This is a genomic window from Paraburkholderia dipogonis, assembly GCF_042680985.1.
In the GTDB taxonomy this organism is placed as follows: domain Bacteria; phylum Pseudomonadota; class Gammaproteobacteria; order Burkholderiales; family Burkholderiaceae; genus Paraburkholderia; species Paraburkholderia phytofirmans.
Genome location: NZ_JBHUFR010000007.1, coordinates 178,041 through 203,446 on the forward strand (window position 1 = coordinate 178,041; position 25,406 = coordinate 203,446).

The window sequence follows — 25,406 nt, forward strand, 5'->3', positions numbered from 1 at the left end:
AGATGCGAGCGGACGCGCAATGTCGCGAGCCCCGCGACGCAAACAATTCTGGAATCCCGCGGTTCTCACGCTGACGCCGAGCATCGTCGTGCTGACCATCGCGGTCTACGTTTTTATCGGCTGGTCGGTGCTGATCTCGTTCACGAATTCGAAGTTCGCGCCGAACTACGATTTCGTCGGATTTGCGCAGTACGTGCGCTTGTGGAACTCCGATCGCTGGAATGTGGCCGTCGTCAACCTCGGGCTGTTTTCCGTGGCGTTCATGGTTATCTCGCTTGTCATCGGCCTGCTGCTCGCGATCTTCCTCGACCAGAAGGTGCGCGCCGAAGGGTCGCTGCGGATGATCTATCTCTATCCGATGGCGGTCTCGTTGATCGTGACCGGCACCGCATGGAAGTGGATATTGAATCCGGGGCTCGGACTCGAAATGCTTTTCCACGAGATCGGCTGGACCAGCATTCACGTCAACTGGCTGATTGATCCAAAGATGGCGGTGTACACGTTGGTCATCGCCGCAGTCTGGCAGACGGCCGGCTTTGTGATGGCGATCTTTCTCGCGGGACTGCGGGGTGTGGATGGTGAAATCGTCAAAGCGGCGCAGATGGAAGGCGCCGGCGTGTTCCGCATCTATTCGACGATCATCATTCCGATGCTCCGGTCGTCCGTGTTCAGCGTGATCGTCATTCTGATCTATCAGGCGGTGCGCTCATTCGACCTGGTCGTCGCCCTGACGAATGGCGGCCCCGGTTTCTCAAGCGATCTTCCGACGACGTTCATGTACAACCTCACCTTCAGCCGAGGCCAACTGGCTCAAGGCGCGGCGAGTTCCGTGATGATTCTGCTGGTGGTGGTCGTCATTATTGTGCCGTATCTCTTTTCGGAGTTTAAGCGTGAGCACCACGATAGCCTCTAATCTCGCCCATCGTCCGGCACGCCCGAGAAATCGTCGCCGGATCATTACCCGCACGTTCAGCCGCGTCGTTCTTTACGCGGTGCTGATCGGGTTTGCCGCGTTCTTCGTCATGCCGCTGGTCGTGATGGTGTTCGCCTCGCTTAAGGATATGGCGGAAATCCGCTCGACCTCGATACTCTCCGTGCCGCTGCGGCCGACCGTGCAGCCATGGGTCGACGCGTGGCAAAACGCGTGTGTCGGCGTCGATTGCGTGGGGTTGCGCGGTTTCTATTTCAACACGGTATTGATGGTGGTGCCCGCTGTTGTGCTTTCCGCGCTGTTCGGCGCGCTCAACGGCTACGCGCTGACCAAGTTCAATTTCAGGGGCTCGCGCTTCGTCTATGGGGTCATTCTGTTCGGCAGCTTTACGCCGTATCAGGCCGTTCTGATTCCGCTCGCGAAGACACTCGGTACGCTAGGACTTTCGGGAAATCTCGGTGGACTGATTCTGGTGCATACGGTCTACGGACTTCCGTTTACGACCATGTTCTTCCGCAACTATTTCATGACGGTCCCGCAGGACCTGATCAAAGCCGCGCGCGTCGATGGAGCGGGCTTCTGGACGACCTTCGGCCACATCATCCTGCCGCTCTCGATACCGATGATCGTCGTTACCGTGATCTGGCAATTCACCGGCATCTGGAATGACTTTCTGTTCGGCGTGTCGTTCACGAGTGGGCAGAATACGCCGATCATGGTCGCGCTCAATAACATGGTAAGCGCCAGCGCGGGGGAGCGCCCGTACGACGTGCACATGGCGGCGGCTTTGCTGGCCGCGTTGCCCACGTTGGTCATTTATGTTCTGGCTGGTAAATATTTTGTGCGCGGGCTGATGGCCGGCGCGGTCAAGGGGTAATGATGGCTTCTTTGCATATTCGGGATGTTCGTAAAAACTACGGCAACGTGGCCTGTCTGAAAGCCATCAATATCGATGCGAACGACGGGGAATTCCTGGTTCTTCTCGGACCGTCGGGCTGCGGCAAGTCGACATTGCTGAACGCGATCGCAGGCCTCGAGCCGGTTTCCGAAGGCGAAATTATTATCGACGACACGGTCGTCAACGATATCGAATCCGCCAAACGCGACATCGCGATGGTGTTCCAGTCGTATGCGCTTTATCCGACGATGACGGTGCGAAAGAACCTGACATTCGGCATGCGCGTGCGCGGCGCTTCGAAAAGCGAACAGGAAGCCGCGGTGCAGCGGGTAGCGTCGATCCTGCAACTCGACCAGTTGCTCGACCGCAAGCCGAGCCAGTTGTCGGGCGGTCAGCGGCAACGTGTTGCGATGGGCCGCGCGATGGTTCGCGAGCCCAAGATCTTCCTCTTCGACGAACCGTTGTCGAACCTCGATGCCAAGCTGCGCACGGATATGCGCGCGGAGATCAAGAAGCTGCATCAGCGGGTGGGCACCACCACGGTCTATGTGACACACGATCAGATCGAAGCGATGACGCTCGCCACCAAGATCGTGGTGATGAAGGGCGGAGAAGTTCAGCAGACCGGATCCCCGGAAGACGTGTACGACCGGCCCAGCAATCTATTTGTCGCGCGCTTCATCGGCTCCCCAGCGATGAACTGCATCAAGGGCACGCTTCAGGGCGATGGGACTTCGTCCACGTTTGTCGGCGGGCCAGACAAGAAGCGTCCGTTGAAAATCTCGCTAGGGCCGTTGTCGCTTGCACAGCAACGTCATATCGGGCGCGAGATCGTACTCGGCGTCCGGCCTGAGTGGTTTTCGTTTGGCGCCGGCGACGAGGGTTTCGAGGCAGTCGTCGATGTGGTCGAGCCCACTGGCGCCGACAACTTCGTTCTGGTTTCCGCAGCGGGCGAACCATTGATGATCCGCTTCGCGCCTGGCGTCGGGCAAGTGGGCGAGACCGTGCGGCTGAAAGCGAATACGGCCAAGGTGCTGATATTCGACGCAGTCACTGAAGAGCGCGTGGAGTGAAAGTCCAAAGGCGGGACGGGCAATACTACAAGCAAACGGTTCGGCGATTGTGCGAACTGGCCCGTTCCATCTGGTCATCGCATGCGGGGGAATTGCTTCAGTTCGAGCGCAAGCAAGACCGATCGCCGGTCACGGAACTGGACCGGGAGATAGAACTCGCATTGCGCGCGTGCATCAATTCGCGACATCCGGACGATTCCATTATCGGCGAAGAGTTCGGCTTTCTGGCGGGCGCGGAAAGCCGCTCATCAGCCCCGAGGTGGGTTATCGATCCTCTGGATGGCACGAAGGCTTTCGTCACCGGAAGTCCCCTTTGGGGAACCCTGATCGGCGTGTTGAACGAAGGAACGCCGTGGCTGGGCGCAATAGAAATGCCCGCGCTACACGAGCGGCTTTTCTCATTCGACATCGAAGATGAGTCGATTCGGACGAGCCGTTGTTCGGAGCTTGCAGCAGCCCGGCTTTGCACGACGACACCCGACAAATTCACATCCGTCGAACGAATCGGCTTCGATCGACTATCTAAAGCGGTTGCGGTCCATCGCTATGGCGGCGACTGTTTCAACTATGCGGCGCTTGCAGCCGGGCGCTGCGATCTCGTCGTCGAAGCTGGCCTCGCGCTCCACGATTTCCTGCCCATCGTTCCGATTGTTCGACAAGCCGGCGGCGTGATGACCGATTGGCAAGGGCAAGCCTTGACCGAGAACGCGGCGGGAAACGTACTCGCTGCCTCGACTCCGGCTCTGCACTCTCAGGCACTTCAAACGCTCGCAGTCAGCCTGCGATAGCTGAAGGCGCGCGCGACACTGCCTGTACAATACCCTTCCCGGCGGTACAAGGACTGGATGCCCTCTTTCGAAATGAAACGAACAGTGTCGATGAAGGATGTTGCGCTCGCCGCGGGGGTTTCGCAGCCTGCCGTCTCATACGCTTATAACAAGCCGTCCGAGATATCGGAGGCTCAGCGTGAGCACATTCTCAAGGTCGCGAAGAAGCTCGGTTATCCTGGGCCGAATGTTCGAGGGGGCAGTCTGCGCTCGGGGCGCGTCGGCGCTATCGGACTGATGATTTCCGACGAGCTTCCTTATGCGTTCATTGATCCGTCCACTACCGGGCTCCTGCGTGGCATCGGCGAAATTGGCGAGCTGTCGAACGTTGCTCTCGCACTATTTCCGCTGCAAAAAGACCTCGTCAATCAGTCGGGGGAACCCGGTAGCGTCAGCCTGGCAGTGCGGGGTTTTGTCGACGGCCTTATCGCGTACAACCTGCCGGACGACTATCCGGTCGTCGCCATGGCGCGTAAGCAGAACATTCCGTTCGTCGTAGTCGACGCACCGATCATGGAGGGCGCGCCGTTCGTCGGAATCGACGACTTCGGCTCGGGCGAGCTTCAGATGAAGCATCTCCTCGACCTTGGTCATAGCAAGATCGGCATCATTGCCGACCGTCTGAAACCGGATGGATCAAGAGGCCCCGTCACACAAAAGCGCTTCCGGCAGTCGACGGAAAATGTGGTGAGGGCCCGGCTCGAGGGCTATCTGTCGGCGGGGAAAGCTGCGGGTCTGTCCTTTGACGATTTGATCATCATCGAGGCGGGAGGGTTCGATCACGCTTCCGGCGACTGGGCGGCCGAACAGATGCTGGCGAACAAGGGCTTGACGGCGGTGGCCGCCACGTCCGACGTGATGGCCCTGTCTTTCCTGAAGATCGCCAATGAACAAGGCGTGTCCGTTCCAGATCAACTCTCCGTCATCGGATTCGACGATATTCCCGAAGCGGCGGGCGCTGGTCTCACGACGATTCGTCAGCCGCTCATCGAGAAGGGACGCCACGCGGCCCGCGTGTTGACAGAACTTCTGAATGCGCCGCCTTCGAAAAAGCCGCCCGCAACCAGGATCATCCTGCCGACCGAGTTAGTGGTTCGCTCGACAACCAAAGCCCGGCGGAAAAAACGCGGCTAAGAAAGCCGGCGGGCCAGCCGGCCACGCCGGTCTTTTTCAGCGAAACGTGCGGGCGACGCGAATCGCGTTGGCGGCAATCGTCAACGCGGGGTTCACCGCGGCGGACGATGGGAACCACGAACTATCCACGATCCACGCGTTGTCGACGTCGTGCAATTTGCAGTTCGTGTCGAGAACGCTTTTCGCTGGATCTGTGCCCATCAACGCGGTTCCGCACTGGTGCGAGTTGGTCGCGATACCCATGCGCTTGGTGAAGACGAACGGATACCCGGCCCTGCGCATCATCGCGACTGTCTTTTTCACGAGCTCTTCGTGAGCGCGCAAATTGTTCGGGCGCCAGCGCACCTGAATCCGGCCTTGCTGTGCGTTGAACGTCACGCGGTTTTCTGGATCGGGCAGGTCTTCGCTGGTGAGATACAGATCGACGCTATGGTCGGTGACATAGCGTGAGACGGCCTTGGGCAACCATGGATACATGCCCGTTACCATCGGCTCGCGAATCTTGCCGAGCATCTGAACGTTGCCGAGCGGAAACTCGTTCCACTTCGAGGGGAGATACCAGTCGTTGATCGCGAGCGTCTTCTGGAAGAAAACCTTGTTGAAGCGGCGTGGGTCGACCGCGATCATGAAGGTACTGTTGTGAACCATGTAGTTGCGGCCCAGAAGTCCCGAGCTATTGCCGATTCCTTCCGGGTGGTTCTTGTCCGCGGATCGCAACAGCAGCGCCGATGAATTGACCGCGCCGCATGCCAGCACGAAGCGACTCGCCCTGATGCGAACCGGCAAGCCGTTTCGGGTACCGGTTGCCGCTTCGATCCTGCTGCCGTCGGACGACATGATGAGGCGGTCGATCTTCGTCTGGACCATCAGGCGCGCGCGGCCGCTGCCGACTGTCGGGCGCAGCGCCGAGACTTCCGCGTCCGCCTTGGCATCGACCATGCAAGGATAACCGTCGCATGTGGAGCAGAGTACGCATGGCCGATCCTTGCCGTAATCGACCGCGGCGGGCATCGCAAAAGGCTGCAAGCCTTGAGCCCGCATCGAGGCGTGCAGCCGGTGCAGCGCCGGATCATGCTCCAGCGCGGCAAACGGATAGTCGCCGGAGCGCCAGGGTTCGGTCGGATCGCTGCCGCGCTCGCCGTGAACCTTGTACAGACGCTCTGCCGCTGCGTAGTGAGGTTCCATATCGGCGTACGTGATCGGCCACGCAGGGGACACGCCCTCAGCGTGGCTGATCGCGCCGAAGTCGGCTTCACGGAAGCGCGGCAGCATGGCGCCGAATACCTTGGTATTGCCGCCGACGTAGTAAAAAACGCCGGGCGAAAACGGCCTGCCGCTGTCGTCGATCCAATGCTCGGCGTTGCGATAGCGGCCCTCGCCAAAGACCGATTCGGTCGTCCAGTTCTGAATCTCCCTCGGCAGAAAGTCGCCTCGCTCCACGACCAGTACGTCGAGGTTTTGTCCGGCCAGAGTGTGGGCGAAGGTAGAGCCGCCCATACCCGAGCCGATGATCGCTACGTCGCAGGTCATCACGCCATCGTCGCCGGGAACGACTGTCTGCACTTCGCGCCGGGGGATCGGCGCGAAGGCATCAAAGTCGGACACTGCGCGATGAACAATCGTTGCATCGCTCATACAGCCTCTTCGTCTTACAGATGTTGTTCCGATTGACGGAACTGCGTGTACTCGTCCTGACGTTCATCGGTGATGTACGCCGGAATCGGGAAGTCCCACCAGCCCGGCACCCACGGACCGGCCGCGTCGCGATCGGTGGGGATTTCGATCAGCACAGGCGCGTTCGAATCGAGCGCTTCCTGAAGGATCGGTTCGAGTTCGTCGTTGCTGTTCACGCGGAACGACTTCAGACCGAATGCTTTACCGAGCGTTTCGAAATCGGGCGAGTACGGCGTGCCGTCTGGATGATTGAACTCGGTGCCGATATGACGGCTCGTCTGCTTGCGCTGGCCGCCGCGAATCGACATGTAGCCCGCATTGTTCTGAACGATGAACACCACCGGAATGTTGTTCGTCACGCAGATCGCGATTTCCTGCGACGTCATCAGGAAGTCGCCGTCGCCGAGCACGCAGACCACCGGCCGATGCGGCGCTGCCAGCTTGGCGCCGATCGCCGCCGGTACGGCCCAGCCCATCGACGAGAATCCGCCCGACGTGAGGTGAGTGCGCGGTTCGTACACCGGGAAGGTCTGCTTGACCGCACCCTGGGTGTTGCCCGAACCGACCACCACGATCGTGTCGCGCGGGAAGACCTTGCGCAACGCGCCGAGCGGACGTTGCGAAGTGAAGGGGAAGCGATCCGAATCGCGACGGGTCGACAGCTTCGCTTCCCATTCGGCTTTGTAGCCGGCAACCTGATCGAGGTATTCGGTGCGCTCGACCGAGTCGTCCTTCAGTGCCTCGACGATGTGCGCGAGTGCATATTTCGCGTCGGCGACGATGCCGGCCGTGACCGGATAGTTCTTGCCGATTTCGTGCGGGTCGATGTCGATATGGATCAGCCGGCCCGGCGGGATCGAGAAAGTGACGCCCTTTGCGTAACTCGACGACGACCAGTCGGTAAAACGGCAGCCCACGGCCAGAATCACATCCGCAGTGGACGCAACCTTGTTGCCGCACAACGTGCCTGTCTGGCCGACGCTGCCAGCGAACAGTTCGTGGTCTTCAGGGAAGCCGCTCTTGCCGTTCCACGTGGTGACAACGGGGATCTTCCACTTCTCGGCGAGCGCCAGCACTTCGGCCGAGGCTTCACCGGTAATCACGCCGCCGCCGATCACGATGACCGGCCGCTTCGCACTGCGCAATACGTCGGCGGCTTTGCTCACGGCGGCCGGATCGGGAAAAACCTTGCCGACCGGCACGCGCTCTTCGAGGTCGTGAAGCGTGACTTCAGCGGCCTCCGCCTGCGTGTCCATCGGAATCTCGATGTGAACCGGACCGGGGCGACCCGTCACCATCGCACTGAACGCGCGATGCATGACGAACGGAAGTTCCTCGACGCGCTGTACCACCCAATGACGTTTCGACACCGCCTCGGCGATCTTCGGGAAGTCGTTATCGGTGTAGCGTTCGAGTTCCTGCAGCAGACCGTGGCCGCGCATGTGCGTCGGCGGCCCACCGGTTATCAGCATCACGCTGGTCGAATCGGTGAAGGCGGTCGCCATACCGATCACGGTGTTGCTGGCGCCGGCGCCGATCGACGTGACCGCGGCCATCGGCTTGCCGGCGACCCGGTAGTAACCGTCTGCCAGGTGGACCGCGCTTTGTTCGTGAAACACCTGGATGAAACGAATTTCCGAATCCTTCTCGAGAAATGCGTCGGTGAGCGTCCAGATTCCGTGACCGGGGATCCCGGCAACGTATTCAACGCCGTAGTTCTTTAACGTCTGAGCGACGATTTGACTGCCTGTGAGCTTTGCCATTTCCAGATCCTGCAAAGGTGAAATAAATAGCCGCGCGGGATCACGCACCCGGGCGGAACACTGCGCTTTCTCTACAACGACTCAGATGTGCCTGACGCGAACGCCGCAGTCATGTGCGAGCCGCCCACTGAAGACCTTGCCGCGTCATCCTGCGCACGTTGGGGTCCGACAGATTGCCGGTGTCGTGTCCGATCGAGTGATAGAAGACTCGGCCTTCGCCCCATTGCTTTACCCACGCTGCCGGACACGTGTTGCCTTTGAGCCAGGGGAACGGATTGCCGTCGAAGGTCGTGTCGGCGAGCACGTGGTTATTCGGGTCGACCTGCATGTAGTACTGCTCCGAGCGGACCTCGAAATCCTCCACACCGTGCATGACCGGATGCGAGCGATCCGTCACGTTGACCATGTAGGGATGCGGGTAGCCTTCGCCGGTCGGATGTTCGACGAACGATCCACCGAGCACCATGTGATATCGAAGGCTCGCGCGAAACGCCGCGCCGGCTCCGTGCCATGCGGCAAGGCCGGTGCCCTTCTCGATCGCCTCGAGCAGACGATTTTCCTGCGAGGCGGTCAGCGTTTCGGTCGTGACGGCGTTATTCCAGCCGATCACGATCAGGTCGAATTGGGTGAGGTCGCGGTCCAGCGAGAAGATATCCGTCGATTCCTCGACGTCCCAGTCGAGTTCCCTGAATAGTTCGCGAGTCCATGCCGCGACCTCGTAGGGAAAGTGTCCCGGCCAGCCGCCGTATAGATGAAAAACGCGTGTCATGTTTAACTCCTGTGAGGCAACGCAGATTGACTTATACGTATAAGTTCGTGAATGCTGCGACTTCAAATTGCCGGTGTCAAGTGGGTGGAGACCTGGGTTTCGCGCCGTTTCCCATTTATCTGACGAGAGCGGCGCGGAGAGACGCAGCTCGTGCGTCATATGGCGTCGAGCTTTTGCAGTCCGCGAAATTGAATTCGGAAATTTGATTCCAAATACTGATTGTCAGACGAGCGCACATTGCGGATGTTAGGCGTCGATCTGATCGCGCTTGCAAGCGCTGCGTCGTGTGGGTGCGCCACAGTGCGTCACTTCGAATGCCGGTGCGAAATTGCCTTTGCTCCGGCGCGCACCGAAAATTTAGCGGTCCCGTTGAATATTGATTGAAACGTCCGCCATACCGCATTGAAGCATTGAAGCCAAATGCATGGTGATGCGAGATGGCACTCGAAATACCCTTGGAGGTCAGTTGTGATCGAGTATCTTAAGAAGAGCAAACCCCTGGAAGTTCAGACGGAGATCGCGGTCCAGGTTCGCAGCACCGTGGAAAAGATCATTGCCGATGTCGCCGCCAACGGCGACTCGGCGGTGCGTGAATATTCGAAGAAATTCGACAACTGGGCGCCGGCGTCATTCCGTTTGACCGACGAGGAAGTTGCCGCGTGTGTCGCTACGTTGTCGGAACTCGAAATCGAAGATATCAAGTTCGCGCAGCAACAGGTGCGCCGTTTCGCCGAAGTTCAGAAGTCGGCGCTGAGGGACGTGGAAGTCGAAACCCTGCCAGGCGTCATCCTGGGCCATAAGAACGTGCCGGTCAACTCGGTGGGTTGCTATATCCCCGGCGGCAAATATCCGCTGCTTGCGTCGGCGCATATGAGCGTGCTGACTGCCAAGGTGGCCGGTGTCAAGCGAGTCGTGGCGGTAGCGCCGCCGTTCGACGGCAAGCCGCACCCCGCTATCGTGACGGCGATGCACCTGGCCGGCGCCGACGAAATCTATTGCGTCGGCGGTGTGCAGGCGGTCGCCGCGCTGGCGCTCGGCACGGAGCAGTTCGCACCGGTCGACATGATCGTCGGCCCGGGCAATGCGTACGTTGCCGAAGCCAAGCGGCAGTTGTTCGGCAAGATCGGGATCGATCTGATTGCCGGGCCGACCGAAACTCTGGTGATCGCGGACGAATCGTCGGATGCCGAGATCGTCGCCGCCGACTTGCTGGGACAGGCCGAGCACGGCGTCAACTCGCCGGCAGTGTTCCTGACGAATTCGCGAGCGCTCGCTGAATCGTTGCCTGCCGAAATCGAGCGTCAGCTCGCGATTCTGCCGACCGCCGCGGTTGCTTCGGTCGCGTGGCACGATTACGGCGAGATCATTCTGTGCGACACCGTCGACGAGATGGTGGAAGAGGCCGATCGCATCGCGTCCGAGCACGTTCAGGTGATGACTCGTGATCCGCTGTATTTCCTCGAACACATGACCAACTACGGCGCGTTGTTCCTCGGCGACCGGACCAATGTGTCGTATGGCGACAAAGTGATCGGCACCAACCACACGTTGCCGACGATGAAATCCGCGCGCTATACCGGCGGCCTGTGGGTCGGCAAATTCATCAAGACCTGTACCTATCAGCGCGTGCTGACCGATGAAGCCTCCGTGCTTGTCGGCGAGTACTGTTCGAGGCTTTGCGCGATGGAAGGCTTTGCAGGTCACAAGGAGCAGGCGGACATTCGGGTTCGCCGGTTCAGCAAACCGGCGTAGGTCATTCCGGTTCGGGTTTGTCTGAAAGTCGGCACTCGCGAGAGTGCCGATTTTTTTTCGTCCGGCATCGGCGGTGACGCAGTTTGTGCGTCGATATGCGCCACAAATAGGCTGTTTGCGAAATTGAGCGTTGATTATTGGGCTTCAATACTGCGACGCAAGTGAGGAGACATATCAGCCACCCATCTATCAATCCAGTATGACGAATTAAAAATGAGGAGACCCGGCTCCCCACGATTCTTTGCAAGGCAAGTGGTGCCTAAGCAATATTTCCGGCCGTGCAGCGGAGAGTAGCCAACGGTACACGCCGGAATTGTTCCTCAATACAAACATCCAGCAGGGTGAGTCAATGAAACGTCAGATTATCTCCGTAGTCGCTCTTGGTGCTGCTGCCTACGTCACGGGAGCACATGCTCAAAGCTCGGTCACTCTTTACGGCGTCGTCGATACGGGGATCGCATACATTCACAATAGCGGCGGCCAGAGTTCGCAATGGAAGATGTCTTCCGGCAACCTGTCGGGCAACCAGTGGGGCCTCAAAGGCACGGAAGATCTGGGCGGCGGCCTCACGGCCAACTTCCAGCTGGAAAGTGGATTCGATCTGGGCTCCGGGCAATTGCAAAACAACGGGCGCGAGTTCGGCCGCCAGGCATTCGTCGGTCTCGCCAGCACCCAATACGGCGCATTGACGCTCGGCCGCCAGTACGACCCGGTCACGGATCTGCTGCAGCCGCTCACCGCCGACAACTACAGCGGTCTGTTCGCGCCGCCGGGCGACATCGATAACTACGACGACAGCGCGCGCTTTAATAACGCTGTGAAGTGGACGAGCCCGTCGTGGGCGGGCGTGGTGGTCGAGGCGATGTATGCGCCGGGCGGCGTCGCAGGTTCTACGGGTTCGGGCCAGACGTGGTCGGCCGCCGCTGCATACAACGGCGCGGCGCTGAGTGTCGCGGGCGGCTTCCTGCATGCCGATAACGGCAATACCGGACTGTCGACGCGCGGCACGGCGACGGCGGACAGCTTCTTCAACAGTTCGGTGAATGCCGCCTATGCATCGGCGCGCTCGATCAACATTGCGCGCGTCGGCGGGCAATACGTAGTCGGCTCCGTGACGGCCGGCGCCGCCTATTCGTACACGCAATACACCGCGGACGCTTCTTCGCTGTTCACCGGATCGGAACACTTCCAGAACGGCTCGGTGTTCGCCAGCTGGATGGTGACGCCGGCATTCGAGTTGATCGGCGGATACAACTACACCAGGTCTGGCGGCAATTCATCGGCGACCTATCACCAGGGGAATCTCGGCGTCGACTATCTGCTGAGCAAGCGTACCGATGTCTATCTGGCCGGTGCTTACACGCATGCCAGCGGGCAGAACGGAGCGGGCGATGCTCAGGCCGTAGTCGGCTCGTATGACGTGGACGCCGGCAAGCAATCGCAGTTGCTTGCGATCGTCGGACTGCGCCACAAGTTCTAGGCTTTAGCGAGAGTAGTGCGATTTGGCGCCCGCGGTCGACTCCAGCCGTGGGCGCCCTTTTTTGAACCCGTCGCAGTGCGCCGGAGCGACACCATGCCCCAGTTCGCGAAGCCGGTCGAGTTTCCTCTTTCATCTAACTAAACGAAGCGTGTCGACGTTGCCTATAACAGCGCTACCCAAACGGGTGCGACGCAATGTGGCGCACCGGGCGCGTCGATTTGCGTCGGATAAATCCTAGGGTAAACAGGGGGTTAGGCTGCTGTTGACTTCAAATTTTTAACGCGCCACCATGGGACTTATACGTATAAGTCAAACGGCGTGAAATTATGCATGGCATGACCTTGCGACGAACGCCGATATCTATTTTGCAGTTTTGATCGTCTGTTTCCTGATGGAGCAGATGTTGTCGGAGAATTGTGATGAATGACCGCGCACCCATCGATATCGGTAAGCAGGACGCCGAGCAGTTGGAAAAATTCGGCTACAAGCAGGAGCTCTCACGCGGGATGTCGGGCTTCGGCAACTTTGCAATGTCGTTCATGGCGATCGGACTGTTCTGGGCGCTCGGGGCCAACATGCAGCAGGGCCTCGGCACTGCGGGCGCGTTCGGCATCACGGTGACATGGTTGATCGGCGGCGGACTCGCTTACGCCACAGCCGCTTCCTTGGGCGAGATCAGCTCGGCTATTCCGACCGCGGGTGGGCTTTATCACTGGTCGTCGGTACTGGGCGGCAGAGCGTGGGGCTGGGCCACCGCGTGGATCAACCTGATCGGCTACGTGTTCTCGGCGGGCGGAACATCCGTTGCGTTCTACCTGCTGTTCAATCAGTTGATTCTGAGCGGCATGCTGCATATCGACACCTCGCACTGGGGATACTGGCAGCAGGTCGTGGGCGTGGTCGTGATCATGTCCAGTTGGGCGGTTCTCAATCACGTGGGTGTGAAGACCTTGGCGTGGTTCGTGACCGTCGGCGCTTACGTGACTTTCCTCGGCGCCATCACGTTGATCGGCGTGATGCTCTACAACCTTCATCTGACCAACCTCGCGCACATCTTCTCGTTCACCAACAATACGGGCGATGCAGGCGGCGGCGTGGTACCGCGCACGGAGAACGTGTTTCTGACTTTCGGATATGCATTGCTGTTGCCGATGTGGATCGTGACCAGTTACGACGCGGCGGCCCACGTGTCGGAGGAAACGGTCGACGCCGCGCGCGCCGTTCCGAAAGCGATGCGCAATTCGGTGATCCTGTCGGTGGTGATGGGCGCGGCGCTTCTCGTGCTTTTCTACATGGCGATGAGCGATCCGGCCGCGATCGCGAAAAAAGGTGGGGACGGCTTTTCAATGCTGTTCGAACAGATCCGCGCACCGCGTTTGCTGAAAGACGCGATCATCGTTTCGCTGACGATCTCGGCTTACGTGTGCGGCGCCAGCGCGCTGACCGGGCTGTCGCGCGCGGTCTATTCGTTTGCTCGCGACCAGGGCCTGCCGAAGTACTTCAGTCGCGTATCGCCGCGCTTCTATACGCCGGTCACGGGGATTTGGGCCGGCGCGATTGCCGGTATTGCCGTGACCTTGTATTCGTCGGCATTCAACGCACTCGTTGCAGGCACCGCGCTCTTTTATCAACTGGCGTACGGCATGGCGATCGGCGCCGCGATGTTCGCCCGCAATCGTACCTATGGCCCGTATCGGCTCGGCGCGTTGTCGAAGCCGTATGGCGCGGTCGCGATCATCGGCGGGATCTTTATCATCTGGGTCGGCTTGCAACCGCCGACCGATATCCTGATTCACTATTTCATCACCTTCTTTATCATCATTGTCGTTGCGTGGTTTGGCCTCGAAAGAAGACGTTTTCCGGGACCGCCTATCACGAGCCAGGCATCGCGCGATAGCGAGGTTTCCAACCCCGGCTATGTGCCCGTCAAGACCGCGCGCTAAACGACCCCACATCAGTTCATGCCTTCTGATCTCGCTTTACGCAGGGTGTCGTTCAGCACTCGCCAGGCCGCGACGCGTGCCATCTTCCTCGTGGCTGGATACGGAAGAGCGTCGTGGGCCCCCCTCGTGCCATTCGTCAAAGCCCGACTCGGACTCGACGATGGCCAACTCGGGCTTCTATTGCTTTGCCTCGGCGCGGGTTCCATGGCGGCAATGCCATTTGCCGGCGGACTCGCGGCGAGATTCGGCTGCCGAGCGGTGATCACGTTTGCAACCGCGGTGCTTTGCGCAACACTTCCCGCCCTTGCGTTCGTCGACGACGTGCGATCTGCGATCTTCGCGCTGACGCTGTTCGGCATGTCGGCAGGCGTAGTCGATGTCGCGATGAACATTCAGGCGATCGAAGTCGAGCGCGAGAGCGGGCGATCGATCATGTCGGGATTTCACGCGTTCTACAGCGTCGGTGGGATCGGCGGCGCGGCCGGTGCAAGCCTGCTGCTTACCGCCGGTCTATCGCATAGTGCGTCGACGCTCGTCGCCACACTGCTGATGATTGTTGCGCTGTGCTACGCCTACCCCGCGCTCATAGCCGAACCGCAGACGAGTCAGGCGACGCTTTTTGCTGTGCCGCGCGGAATCGTGCTGGTGCTGAGTGTCTTCACGTTCATTGTCTTTCTTGCAGAGAGCGCCGTGCTGGACTGGAGCGGCGTATTCCTGACGGCGGAGCGTGGCATGTCCCACGCGTACGCTGGCTACGGATACGCGGCATTTGCGGCAACGATGACGGCGGGCCGACTGATGGGTGACAGGATGGTGGGCCGTCTCGGTAGAACCCGCATCGTGATCGCAGGCAGCTTATGTGCCGCGGCCGGCTTCGCGCTTGCAGCCTTCGCGACCTCGTGGGCGGTGGACCTGTTGGGATACGCGCTGGTCGGCGCGGGTTGTTCGAACATCGCGCCGGTGTTGTTTTCGTCGGTCGGCAAGCAGACGCGGATGCCGACGAGTGCCGCCGTTGCGGCAATGACGACGATCGGCTATTGCGGGATCTTCGTCGGGCCCGCGCTCATCGGCGCGATTGCACGCTATACCACGCTGGGCTCGGCGCTACTCGCGGTCGTCGTTCTGCTCTCTGTTATCGCGGTGAGTGCGCGGGCGGCGCTTCGCGAAGCTTAGTCGGCCGGATATCAGCCGGATCAATCCGCGACCTTCGCGGTGGCGATGATCACGAAGAGCATCGCGGCGATAGTGAGAAACGCCGTCTGCAGGCTGGCCTGCTCGGCAATGGTGCCGAGAAAGGCGGGGCCGGTCAGCATACCTGCGTAACCGATGGTGGCGACCACCGGCATCGCCACCGCGATCGGCATCACGTGCTGTCTTGCCACCACCAGAAACAGGCTCGGTACGATGTTAGCCAGCCCGAATCCCACGAGGGCAAATGACAGCATCAGGAGCAACCAGTGGCTCGATGCCACCAGCGCCCCGATACCGAGTGCCGCGAGTAGCGCGCCTGCCCAGAGAACACGCCGCGGTTGCAGCGACCTCGACAGGAAATCGCCCGATAGCCGTCCCGCGGTCATGGCCGCCGCGAAGCACGCGTAACCATAGCCCGCGCGAGAAGGATCGAAGCCTTTCACCACAGTGAGGAACACCCCGCTCCAGTCGAGCATGGCGCCTTCCGCCAGAAACGAGATGAAACACAGCACGCCGATCCAGAGAACACGTCCTTTGGGAAGTGTCAGAGCGAACTTCGAACCCTCGTTCGTGGCGACGAGAAAGTCTTTGCCGTAGTAGCTCCAGATGAAGACGAGAATCGCGCTGATGCAGCCCACAGCGAACTTTGCACTCAGCCCCGCTGAGAGCAACGCGCTCACGCCGGTTGCGCCGGCAATGCAGCCGATGCTGAACCACGCATGGAAGCCGGACATCAGCGGTTCATCATGCGATCGTTGTACGACGGCGGCTTGCAGATTCATTGCCGATTCGGTGACTCCCAATCCCGATCCAAAGACCAGCAAGCTGGCCACGAGAACAGCGGGATTTTCAGTCGTCGCCAGCAGATAGAGACACGCGCACACCAAGGGACCCGCCGACAGGATCACTTTCCTGCATCCAAAGCGCGCTGCAAGAGCGGTCCCGACGGGCATCGCGACGAGACAACCGAGGCCGAAGCACAGGAGTGCGAGGCCGAAATGACTATCGGACAGATGCAGGCGTAGTTTGGCCAGTGGCGCTAGCGGCGCCCACGCGGAAAGGAACAATCCGAAGGAGAAGAAGCCGGCACGAGTGGAAGCGCGCGCGGACGAGGAAGACGCAAAGCTTCGGCTGACGCTTGTGGTGTCCATGTGATTTTTGGGCAATGGCTGGGTGAATTTAGGCATGCGCCATGAGGGCGCCGGCCTTCGAGTGTAGTCAGCGCTTTGCGTGGCGGTAACTTCGCAACCCGGCTTTTTATGACGCACTGTGACGCGTTGAACGACGTGCGCGAAGTTATGGCGGGTGGGACGCACAGTGACGCATTTCGCGCGCCGGTTTGCGTCAGGAATGCAGTGCTCGCGAAATTGATGCCGCGTTATTAGTCGCGGACGATAGGGTATGGACGCGCATGTGGCGTGCCGCCGCGCAATTCAAAGGAGACGTGCTGTGCAAGACAAAAAGATCAGAGTGTCGATCATCGGCTATGGATTCGTTACCCGTCACTTTCATATGCCGCTGATCTCCAGCGTGCCGGGTATGCAACTGGTCGCCATCGGCACTCGGCGCCCAGGGCAGGTCGACCTCGACGACCCGTCCATCGAGATTTTGAGCCCGGAACGCGCGGCGGTTGCCGAGTCGGTGGACCTCGTGATCGTCGCGAGCGTCAACGAAAGTCACTATCCGTTCGCGAAGCTCGCGCTCGAGGCCGGCAAACATGTGGTCGTTGAGAAACCTTTCACGCCGACGCTCGACGAAGCGCGAGAACTGGCGACGTTGGCTAAACATGTTGGCACACATCTCGCCGTTTTCCAGAATCGCCGCTGGGACAGCGATTATCTGACCGTGCGCGATGCGATCCGCAACGAGAGTCTCGGCGATATCGTCCATTTCGAATCGCACATCGACCGCTACGCGCCGAATGTCCCGCAAGCCTGGCGCGAAGAGCCCGTGCCGGCGGGTGGGACATGGTTCGACCTCGGCCCTCACGTTGCCGATCAGGTGCTGCTGCAATTCGGGTTGCCGGAGCGCGTGACCGCCTCGTTCGCGCAGCAGCGAGCAGGGGCGAGGACCGACGACTGGTTCACGGTGATCCTCGAATACGGTCGCATGAGAGTCGTTCTGCGCGGTGCTCAGGTCGTGCCGGGATTCGGCGTGCGCTTCCTCGTGCACGGCACGAAGCGTTCGTTGATGAAGCAGGCGCAGGACATTCAGGAGCACCAGTTGATAGCGGGACTGCTGCCGGGCGACCCGTCGTACGGAGTCGACCCGGACGATGCATTTGTGTTCGACGCGGCCGACGCTTCGCCGCAACGACGTGCGGTGCCGGCAACGCGAGGGGACCAGTCACAGTTCTATGTCCAACTCGAACGTGCGATACGCGGTGAAGGCTCGAACCCGGTGGCGCCTGCTGAAGCGGTCGCGCTCATCGCGCTTTTAGAGGCCGCGGCGATTTCAGCAAGAGAGGGCCGCTCCACGACATTGCCGCTGACGCAGGAAGAGCGCGTGGCCTTCGAGAACGACAGACGCTCGCATTCTTGAATGCGTAGCGGGAACGGGAAGTTAGAAACAGGAAAGGATGGGATTGAGATGGTTGACTATATTGTGGTGGGCGGCGGATCGACCGGGTGCGTCATCGCATCTCGCCTGAGTGAAGACAGCAGCTCGACGGTGACGCTGCTCGAGGAAGGGCCGCGCGATCGCAGCCCTTATATTCACATTCCCGGCGCCTATTACAAAACTGCGCAAGGTCCGTTGCTCAAGCGCATTCCGTGGGTGCCGACGGCGGAGCAGGACCGCAAGGAAACGCCGACGATGGTGCAGGCGAGCGTACTCGGCGGTGGAAGCTCGGTTAACGCCATGATCTACATTCGCGGCGTGCCGTCCGATTATGATCAGTGGCGAGACTCGGGCGCCGCCGGCTGGGGCTATGACGATGTGCTGCCGTATTTTCTCCGGGCAGAAGACAATGAGCGCTTCAGCAACAAGAGCCACGGCGTAGGCGGCCCGCTCGGCGTCTCCGACATTAGCCACATTCACCCTCTTACCAAAGCATGGCTCAAAGCCTGTCAACAAGCTGGGCTCCCTTATAACGAGGACTTCAACTCGGGTGATCCGACGGGATGCGGGCTCTATCAGATCACCGCGCGCGACGGCAAGAGGAGCAGCTCGGCGGTTGCCTATATTCGTCCTGCCGAAGGGCGACCCAACCTGACGGTACGCACGGGCATCCGGGTCACGCGGATTCTCATCGAGCGAGGCCGCGCGGTGGGTGTCGAATTCGTCGAGGACGGCAAGTCGAAGCAGTTGCGGGCACAGCGCGAAGTCATTCTCTGCGCCGGTGCGATAAATTCACCCAAGCTGTTGATGCTCTCAGGCATTGGACCGAAAGAGGAACTCGCGAAGCACGGGATCGAGATCAATGCGGACCTTGCAGGCGTGGGCGAGAATCTGCAGGACCATATCGAGATCTCCCTCGTGTATCAGCTGAAAGGACCGCACAGCTACGACAAATACAAGAAGCTACGCTGGAAGGCCATGGCGGGTTTGCAATACGCGCTTTTCAGGAGCGGGCCGGCGGCATCCAATCTGATCGAAGGCGGCGCGTTCTGGTGGGGAAATAGCTCGGAGCTGACGCCCGACATCCAGTATTTTCTGGTGGTCGGAGCAGGGATTGAAGAAGGCGTCGACGGCGTGCCCGGAGGTAACGGCTGCACCGTCAACCTCGGACAAATCAGACCGCGTTCGCGCGGGGTCGTCAAGTTGAACAGTAGCGATCCTCTACACGTTCCGCGCGTCGCACCGATGTATTTCAGCAACTCGTACGATCTCGACGCGGTAGTCGAGGGGTGTTCGAAAGCGATGGATATCATGGATCAGCCGGCGACACGCAAATATATCGAGCGGCGCTTCGTGCCGTTTCAACCCGTGCTGGACCGCGAGGAATTGCGCCGCTTCTGCCAGCAGGAGGCGCATGCCGCGCTTCATCCCGCGGGTACGTGCCGGATGGGCACCGACGAGCTTGCCGTCGTGGACCCGGAGCTTCGTGTGCGCGGTATCGAGGGTTTGCGGGTCGCGGATGCGTCGGTGATGCCGAATCTCATTTCGGGTAATCCGAACGCTGTATGCATCATGATCGGCGAGAAGGCTTCTGACCTGATTCGCGGCCGTAAGATCGGCGCCAAGGCAAAAGCCGAAGAGAATCGGCGGAGTGGCAAAGTGATCAATCTGGTCTGACGCTCACATGAAACGCGAGCTTTAAGGTTGTTCCGCCTGCTCCCCTTCCTCTCGAAAGGGGAGTAGCCACGTGCTGCTATCAGTTGTTTTTGGCGGCAACGGCAAGCTTCTTGACGGCGTCCGCCGACGTCATTGAAGGCGTGTTCACAAACTGAGTGACGACGTCGACATAAGCCGCGCGGACATCGCGTTCGAGTGCCGCGTTCTCGATAAACGACGGCATCACTTCGCCTGCTTTATTGCCCGCGGCACGGTCCGCGAAGTTGGTCTTCGCGCAGTCGTCGAACTTGTTTTGCGCCACGTCGATCCGCGGCGGCAAGGAGCCTTTGCGCAGGTTGAAGCTCTCCTGTACGTCCGGGTCCATGACGGTATTTGCAAGCAATGCCTGGTTCGCCTGCGCGGCCGGATTCTTCTGCTTGAAGAACGCGAACGAATCCAGAACCCAGATAAACGCATGACCGCTGCCTGGTGTCGCGGCGCAGACAAAATCGACGCCTGGCTTTTTCCCTGCGCGCAGAAATTCACCCTTCGCCCAGTCCGCGTGAATCTGCATTCCGGCCTTACCGTCGATGACCATCTGCGTGGCGACATTCCAATCGCGGCCCGCGCGATTCGGATCGGTGTAGCTAATGATCTTCCGGAGTTCATCGAAGACCTTGAGCATCGTCGGACTTTGAACCGCAGCCGGGTCGTGGTTGATAATCGCTTTCTTGTAGAACGCCGGGCCGCCCATTCCAACGACGAGGTCGCTGAAGATCTCAGCCTCCTGCCAGTCTTCTCCGCCCAAGGCCACCGGGATAATGCCGTCCTTTTTCATCTTTTCGGCGAGCGTATTGAATTCGTCCCACGTGGTCGGAACCTTATCGCCGTATTTCTGCAAGATCTTCTTGTTTATCCAGAACATGTTCTCGCGGTGTTCATCCATCGGCACACCGTACCAGGTGCCCTTGTACTTCAGGTAAGGGATGAGCTCCGGTGTAACGAGGCGATCCCAGTTGCCGGCTTTCGCGTAGCTGTCGAGGCTTCCAAGCTCGTTCTGCTCCGCGTAGGCGTACAGCAGTTGCGGTTGCGCCTGAGCCGCTGCAGGCGCATTGCCGGCCGCCAGCCGGGCCTGAAGCGCCTGCTGCTGGTTGGCGCCGTCGTCGCCCGCGATCGCGCTGTCTTTCCAGCCCACGCCCTTCTTTTGCAAGCCATCCTTGAGCGCTTGAAGTGCGTACGACTCGCTGCTCGACGTCCATTGGTGAACCACTTCGACCTGTTGCGTCTGCGCAGCAGCGATGCCGCTAATAGCAAGGCTCGCCACCGCGGATGCGACGACACGCGCCATTACCTGCCCCTGCTTCGATTTCGGTTTCACAGCACAATCTCCTCATAGGTTTCGATATTCATCGCTGACATTCGCCACTTTCGATGGGCGAGCGCAGGTCCGAGTATTCGAGGGCAAATTAACGTGTGCAATTTCGCTACTTTGTGTTTTGCGACGCTAAGTGACGCGCGGCTAGCGTCGATTCGCTTCGTCGGAAAAAGTGCGTCGCGTTGCGTCTGCGAACGACGCGGTTGCGAAATTGCCAAGCGACTATTGGGTGGTCAGACTGGTCGCGTTATCGTGGCAACAGACCAGAGGAATCGGAGATGACTGGGAAGGAAGACACACTCGTCCTGCACGCGACCGTTGCGAAATATTCGAACCTGGTCACTGACATCGACATCATGCGATCCGCGGGCTTCGACGGTGTCGAGCTATCCAGCAGCAAGATCGAAAACTATCTCGACGCGGGCTATTCAAGCGGCGACCTGAAGCAACTCCTTGCGGATGTGTACGTACCGGGCATGGGATTTCTCATCGACATAGAGCGTCAGGGAGAAGACGCCGAAGCGCTCTGGCGCAGAGCGCGGGAAATCTTCCATCTCGCGGTCACGGCGGGAGCAAAAGGCGTTCAGATTCTAACGGGGCCGGTCGACGTTCAGGCTGTGATCGAATGGGTCGGTTCGGGGCGTACGAATCTTTACGCCGGCGTTCTGGGTTACCCGGAAGACGAGCAGATTGCGATAACCGCAAAGAATCTGGCGGTGCTCGCCGATATGGCGCAGGAGTTAGGGCTGTTGCTGTATCTGGAGACGCTTTCATGGGCGCCGGTGAGCGGACTTGAAAAATCGCTGCGATTGATCGAGCGGGCGGAGCGCGGCAACGTCAAGGTCGTAATCGATTACTGGCATTGCTACACGTCGGGCGTCACGCCCGACGATGTCGCCAGACTGGACAAGGAGTTGATCTACGGAGTCCACGTCTGCGATTCGCTTCGCTTCGACGGCGGTATCCCGAACGAAAACGTGCTCCGCGATGTGCCGACGGGTTCCGGCGTACTGGATCTTCAGGAATGGACCGATGCGGTGAAGGCGACCGGATACAAGGGATGGTGGAGCTGCGAACTGTTCTGCAAGCGCAAGCAGCAACAGAACGGCTATCTGGTTGCCCATGAGTTGAAGTCGTTGATGGAAACGCTGGTTCGGCCAGTGGAGTGATCGGCATGCCCGCATTCGACGGCGCCAGTTTTCCTCTTCCGGAGAATCGTTTTATGAAAATCACTCACGTTGCGCTTTGGACGAACGACCTCGACCGCGCATCTGACTTTTATCGCGACATGTTTGGAGCCGAGATCGGCGAAACATACAAAAGTGAACGGACCCAAGGATTCAGTTCGCGCTTTGCGCGCTTGCCGGAGGGACCGGCGATCGAAATCATGCATTTGCCGAGGCTTGCGCCGCATTCGGTGGACGGCCCTCGAGCAGGCTGGGCGCATATTGCGATTTCACTCGGCACCGAGGATGCCGTGATCGCTCTCGCGAGGCGGATGGAGTCCGACGGAGCCCTGGTATCGGGTCCCCGCTGGACGGGCGACGGTTATTTTGAAGCTGTCGTTTCGGATCCGGACGGCAATTTCGTCGAGGTGACGATTTAAACCAACCCGCGCGCGGACCCTGACTGGCTCAAGGGCTTTTCCGGTCTACTCCAGCGTGCGGAGCTTTTTCAAGCAGTCCGTCTTCGGTGAAGGAACTGTGCTGAAGGTATCCGCTTCGGCTGACTGAGAGTTCAAGCGGTTTGGTAGCTCCTCCGTCACGCGGATGAACGGGGCATGTCGGCGAATCGATAGGCGTGACCCCGCACAGAGTGAAACACGCGCATCACGTCTCTTCCGCAGTTTGAGAGGGCGCTCGCCCAATTCTCTTGTTCGCCAGCCGTTTCCCATCTTTGAACCTATGACGCATGCGTCTCGCGTCCCAAGGCGTCACTCCGCCCGGTTTTGTCGCGTCCCCGGTTTCGCGCAGGTGTCGTCCGCACCCACTGCGCCCGTCGACGCATTTTGATCGAATCAGTCAATTCGTCGCTCTCCACACCTTTCCATTCATTTTTTAAATGCCCGAGTCAATCAAAACATCGGGTTTGCCCTCATGTTTTTGATCGATTCGATTACATAGAATGCACAAAACGGTCAATCCAGCGCACCATCGACGGACTAAAAGCTCACCCAACAACCGCTTTGTGACCGAATCGGTCAAAAAATCTAAAATTGGAGACAAATTGATGAAAAGGTCTTTGGCGCTACTCGGCATCCTCGGCGTCGCAGCGACTGCGCATGCACAAAGCAACGTAACGCTCTACGGTCTGATCGACACCTCGCTGGTCTACACAAACAACCAGAAAGGCGGTACGAACTATCAGATGTCAAGCGGCGTCGAGTCGGGAAGCCGCTGGGGCTTAAAAGGCGCGGAAGACCTGGGCGGCGGCCTGAAAGCTATTTTCCAGCTCGAGAACGGATTTAGCGGCACGACAGGCACGCTGGGGCAGAACGGCCGCATGTTCGGTCGGGCAGCGTTCGTCGGCATCACTTCCCAGACCTTCGGAAGTTTCACGGCCGGCCGGCAAAACGAGCCGTCTGCAGATTTCGTGGGGCCCCTCCTTGCATCCAATCAGTGGGCGGGAGGTATCGGTGCGCATCCAGGCGACACAGATAACCTCTACGTCAACGGCCGGATTAGCAACAGCATCAAGTATCTGAGTCAGGATTTTGGTGGGTTCCGCGTCGGCGGCCTGTTCAGTCTGGGCGGTACTGCAGGCAACTTCAGCAATAATCGTATCTGGAGTGTTGCAGCGGGCTACAACCGTGGACCACTCGCTGTTGGCGCTTCGTACATCAAAACTGCTCAACCGAACACGGCTCTGTGGGACGGCACCGCGGGCGCCGCAGCCATTTCTCCTAACAACACGCCCATCTACTCGGGATATGCGTCGGCGCGCACGCTGAGCGTCGCTTCCGTCGCAGCGAACTACACACTCGGTTCCGCAAGGTTTGGCCTGGCGTATTCAAACTCAAACTTCAGCGACCTTGGTTCGGCAGCCGCGTCCGCACCCATTGCCCGGTACAGGGGAGCGACGGTTGTATTCGACAACTACGAGGCAAACTTCAACTATCAGGTAACGCCGGCTCTGCTGCTTGGCGTAGCCTACGACTACACCCATACGCGCGGCGCCGGCAACGCGCACTACGACCAGGGGAACATCGGAGGCGACTATTTCCTGTCGAAGCGCACCGACGTCTACCTGACCATGGCCTACCAGAAAGCCAGCGGTGTCGACTCCACGGGCAAGCAGGCTGTCGCCGCGCTGTGGCCGGTTACGGCATCGAGCAACTCGCACCAGATTGTTGGTGCGCTGGGCTTGCGCCACAGGTTCTAACCGAAACGACTGCGCAGCTTGCGCGGCCGGTGATATGCGGGTAGCAAACGCTGCCCGAAGCAGAGTGGAGATTTCGAGCATGTCAGTCACTTTCAAGGGAATCGTTCCCGCCCTCATCACTCCGATGACACCGGCCGAAGAGGTCGACGAAGCCGGTCTGCGTACTCTCATCGAACGTCTGATTGGCGCAGGCGTGCATGCCCTCTTTGTTCTAGGCACAAACGGCGAATTCATCGGGTTGTCCGAAGCAGAGAAGCTTCGTATCGCCGCCATTGCTGTCGAGCAGGCGCGCGGCCGCGTTCCCGTTATCGCAGGGACGGGCGCTTACGCGACGCGCGACGTCATCGAACTGAACGCGAAAATGCAGGACACAGGTGTCGATGCCGTGTCCGTCATCACGCCGTATTTCAACGGCGCGACGCAGCAGGAACTGTTCACACACTATGAGCGCATCGCACGGGGCACATCGCTGCCTGTGATGCTTTACACGATTCCAGCCAAGGCGGGGATCACGCTGAACGTCGACACAGTGCGCCGGCTCTCGGAGATTCCGAATATTCGCGGCATCAAGGACAGCGGTGGCGACTTCGACCGCTTGCTGCAACTGATTAACCTGCGCCGCGACGACTTCGCCGTATTTACCGGCACCGATTCGATGATTCTCTGGACGCTGATTGCCGGCGGCGACGGCGCAGTAGCGGCGACGACAAACGCCGTCCCGAGCGTCGTGATGTCTATCTGGAACAGCTTCCAGTCGGGTGATATTGATGCTGCGCGTCGGGCGCAGGAATCGCTGCGCGCGCTGCGCGATGCATTCGCGCTCGGCACGATGCCGGTCGTTCTGAAAACCGCCGCGATGATGCTGGGTATGCCCGCGGGTCCTGCACGCTCCCCGGCGCAGCCACTGGACGATGCGGCACGCGAGCGGCTCGCGAAAGCTATCGCGATTTATCCGCGCGTTGATTGAGCGCCAGACTGAACTGACTGACCGATTCACAGA

General features: G+C 59.8%; 20 protein-coding genes. 15 read left to right on the forward strand and 5 right to left on the reverse strand.

The window, feature by feature from the left end:
* The first annotated feature begins 19 nt into the window (after positions 1–19).
* The 5 genes from ACFSNN_RS09565 (at position 20) to ACFSNN_RS09585 (ending at position 4,863) form a co-directional block, all read left to right on the forward strand.
* Positions 20–913, forward strand: a complete 894-nt coding sequence (locus tag ACFSNN_RS09565; protein WP_244322894.1) for a carbohydrate ABC transporter permease — start codon at positions 20–22, stop codon at positions 911–913.
* A gap of 109 nt (positions 914–1,022) precedes the next feature.
* Complete coding sequence (locus ACFSNN_RS09570) at positions 1,023–1,808, forward strand: carbohydrate ABC transporter permease (RefSeq protein ID WP_134465511.1); 786 nt, start codon at positions 1,023–1,025, stop codon at positions 1,806–1,808.
* Positions 1,809–1,810: 2 nt separating this feature from the next.
* A complete protein-coding gene (locus ACFSNN_RS09575; RefSeq protein ID WP_134465510.1) occupies positions 1,811–2,902 on the forward strand; it encodes an ABC transporter ATP-binding protein in 1,092 nt (363 codons plus the stop codon).
* Positions 2,899–3,690 (forward strand): inositol monophosphatase family protein, encoded by a 792-nt coding sequence (locus ACFSNN_RS09580; RefSeq protein WP_134460883.1) that lies wholly within the window; start codon positions 2,899–2,901, stop codon positions 3,688–3,690. The genes ACFSNN_RS09575 and ACFSNN_RS09580 overlap by 4 nt, the downstream gene beginning before the upstream one ends.
* 90 nt (positions 3,691–3,780) lie before the next feature.
* Complete coding sequence (locus ACFSNN_RS09585) at positions 3,781–4,863, forward strand: LacI family DNA-binding transcriptional regulator (RefSeq protein WP_244323045.1); 1,083 nt, start codon at positions 3,781–3,783, stop codon at positions 4,861–4,863.
* Between the two features lie 36 nt (positions 4,864–4,899).
* Here ACFSNN_RS09585 and ACFSNN_RS09590 read toward each other — a convergent pair whose 3' ends face one another.
* The 3 genes from ACFSNN_RS09590 to ACFSNN_RS09600 form a co-directional block, all read right to left on the reverse strand.
* Positions 4,900–6,498 (reverse strand): GMC oxidoreductase, encoded by a 1,599-nt coding sequence (locus ACFSNN_RS09590; RefSeq protein ID WP_134460877.1) that lies wholly within the window; start codon positions 6,496–6,498, stop codon positions 4,900–4,902.
* A 14-nt stretch (positions 6,499–6,512) separates the two neighbouring features.
* Complete coding sequence (locus tag ACFSNN_RS09595; protein ID WP_134460874.1) at positions 6,513–8,300, reverse strand: thiamine pyrophosphate-binding protein; 1,788 nt, start codon at positions 8,298–8,300, stop codon at positions 6,513–6,515.
* A gap of 109 nt (positions 8,301–8,409) precedes the next feature.
* Positions 8,410–9,069 (reverse strand): ThuA domain-containing protein, encoded by a 660-nt coding sequence (locus ACFSNN_RS09600; protein WP_134460871.1) that lies wholly within the window; start codon positions 9,067–9,069, stop codon positions 8,410–8,412.
* 468 nt (positions 9,070–9,537) lie between these two features.
* Here ACFSNN_RS09600 and hisD point away from each other — a divergent pair, with 468 nt between their 5' ends.
* From hisD to ACFSNN_RS09620, 4 genes are all read left to right on the forward strand, one after another.
* Positions 9,538–10,821 carry a histidinol dehydrogenase gene (hisD, locus tag ACFSNN_RS09605; RefSeq protein ID WP_134460868.1) on the forward strand — a complete coding sequence of 428 codons (1,284 nt, stop codon included), beginning with the start codon at positions 9,538–9,540 and terminating at the stop codon, positions 10,819–10,821.
* A 349-nt stretch (positions 10,822–11,170) separates the two neighbouring features.
* Positions 11,171–12,301, forward strand: coding sequence for a porin (locus ACFSNN_RS09610; protein WP_134460865.1), 1,131 nt, complete (start codon positions 11,171–11,173; stop codon positions 12,299–12,301).
* A gap of 419 nt (positions 12,302–12,720) precedes the next feature.
* Positions 12,721–14,244, forward strand: a complete 1,524-nt coding sequence (locus ACFSNN_RS09615; protein WP_134460862.1) for an amino acid permease — start codon at positions 12,721–12,723, stop codon at positions 14,242–14,244.
* An 18-nt stretch (positions 14,245–14,262) separates the two neighbouring features.
* Positions 14,263–15,417, forward strand: coding sequence for an MFS transporter (locus tag ACFSNN_RS09620; RefSeq protein WP_134460859.1), 1,155 nt, complete (start codon positions 14,263–14,265; stop codon positions 15,415–15,417).
* A 20-nt stretch (positions 15,418–15,437) separates the two neighbouring features.
* On the opposite strand, the gene ACFSNN_RS09625 is transcribed toward ACFSNN_RS09620, so the two are convergent.
* The gene (locus ACFSNN_RS09625) at positions 15,438–16,586 is read right to left on the reverse strand and encodes an MFS transporter (RefSeq protein WP_244322892.1); all 1,149 of its coding nucleotides are present in this window, start codon (positions 16,584–16,586) and stop codon (positions 15,438–15,440) included.
* A 298-nt stretch (positions 16,587–16,884) separates the two neighbouring features.
* Between ACFSNN_RS09625 and ACFSNN_RS09630 the strand changes: the two genes are divergently transcribed.
* Positions 16,885–17,976: a Gfo/Idh/MocA family oxidoreductase gene (locus ACFSNN_RS09630; RefSeq protein ID WP_208949543.1), complete on the forward strand. Its 1,092-nt coding sequence runs from the start codon at positions 16,885–16,887 to the stop codon at positions 17,974–17,976.
* Positions 17,977–19,671, forward strand: a complete 1,695-nt coding sequence (locus ACFSNN_RS09635; RefSeq protein ID WP_377764959.1) for a GMC family oxidoreductase — start codon at positions 17,977–17,979, stop codon at positions 19,669–19,671.
* 79 nt (positions 19,672–19,750) lie between these two features.
* On the opposite strand, the gene ACFSNN_RS09640 is transcribed toward ACFSNN_RS09635, so the two are convergent.
* Positions 19,751–21,028, reverse strand: coding sequence for an ABC transporter substrate-binding protein (locus ACFSNN_RS09640; protein WP_134460846.1), 1,278 nt, complete (start codon positions 21,026–21,028; stop codon positions 19,751–19,753).
* A 275-nt stretch (positions 21,029–21,303) separates the two neighbouring features.
* Between ACFSNN_RS09640 and ACFSNN_RS09645 the strand changes: the two genes are divergently transcribed.
* From ACFSNN_RS09645 to dapA, 4 genes are all read left to right on the forward strand, one after another.
* Positions 21,304–22,194 (forward strand): sugar phosphate isomerase/epimerase family protein, encoded by an 891-nt coding sequence (locus ACFSNN_RS09645; RefSeq protein ID WP_134460843.1) that lies wholly within the window; start codon positions 21,304–21,306, stop codon positions 22,192–22,194.
* Between the two features lie 5 nt (positions 22,195–22,199).
* Positions 22,200–22,631, forward strand: a complete 432-nt coding sequence (locus tag ACFSNN_RS09650; RefSeq protein WP_244322891.1) for a VOC family protein — start codon at positions 22,200–22,202, stop codon at positions 22,629–22,631.
* A gap of 623 nt (positions 22,632–23,254) precedes the next feature.
* Positions 23,255–24,406: a porin gene (locus ACFSNN_RS09655; RefSeq protein ID WP_166799400.1), complete on the forward strand. Its 1,152-nt coding sequence runs from the start codon at positions 23,255–23,257 to the stop codon at positions 24,404–24,406.
* A 79-nt stretch (positions 24,407–24,485) separates the two neighbouring features.
* The gene (dapA, locus tag ACFSNN_RS09660; protein ID WP_134460840.1) at positions 24,486–25,373 is read left to right on the forward strand and encodes a 4-hydroxy-tetrahydrodipicolinate synthase; all 888 of its coding nucleotides are present in this window, start codon (positions 24,486–24,488) and stop codon (positions 25,371–25,373) included.
* The last annotated feature ends 33 nt before the right edge of the window (positions 25,374–25,406 follow it).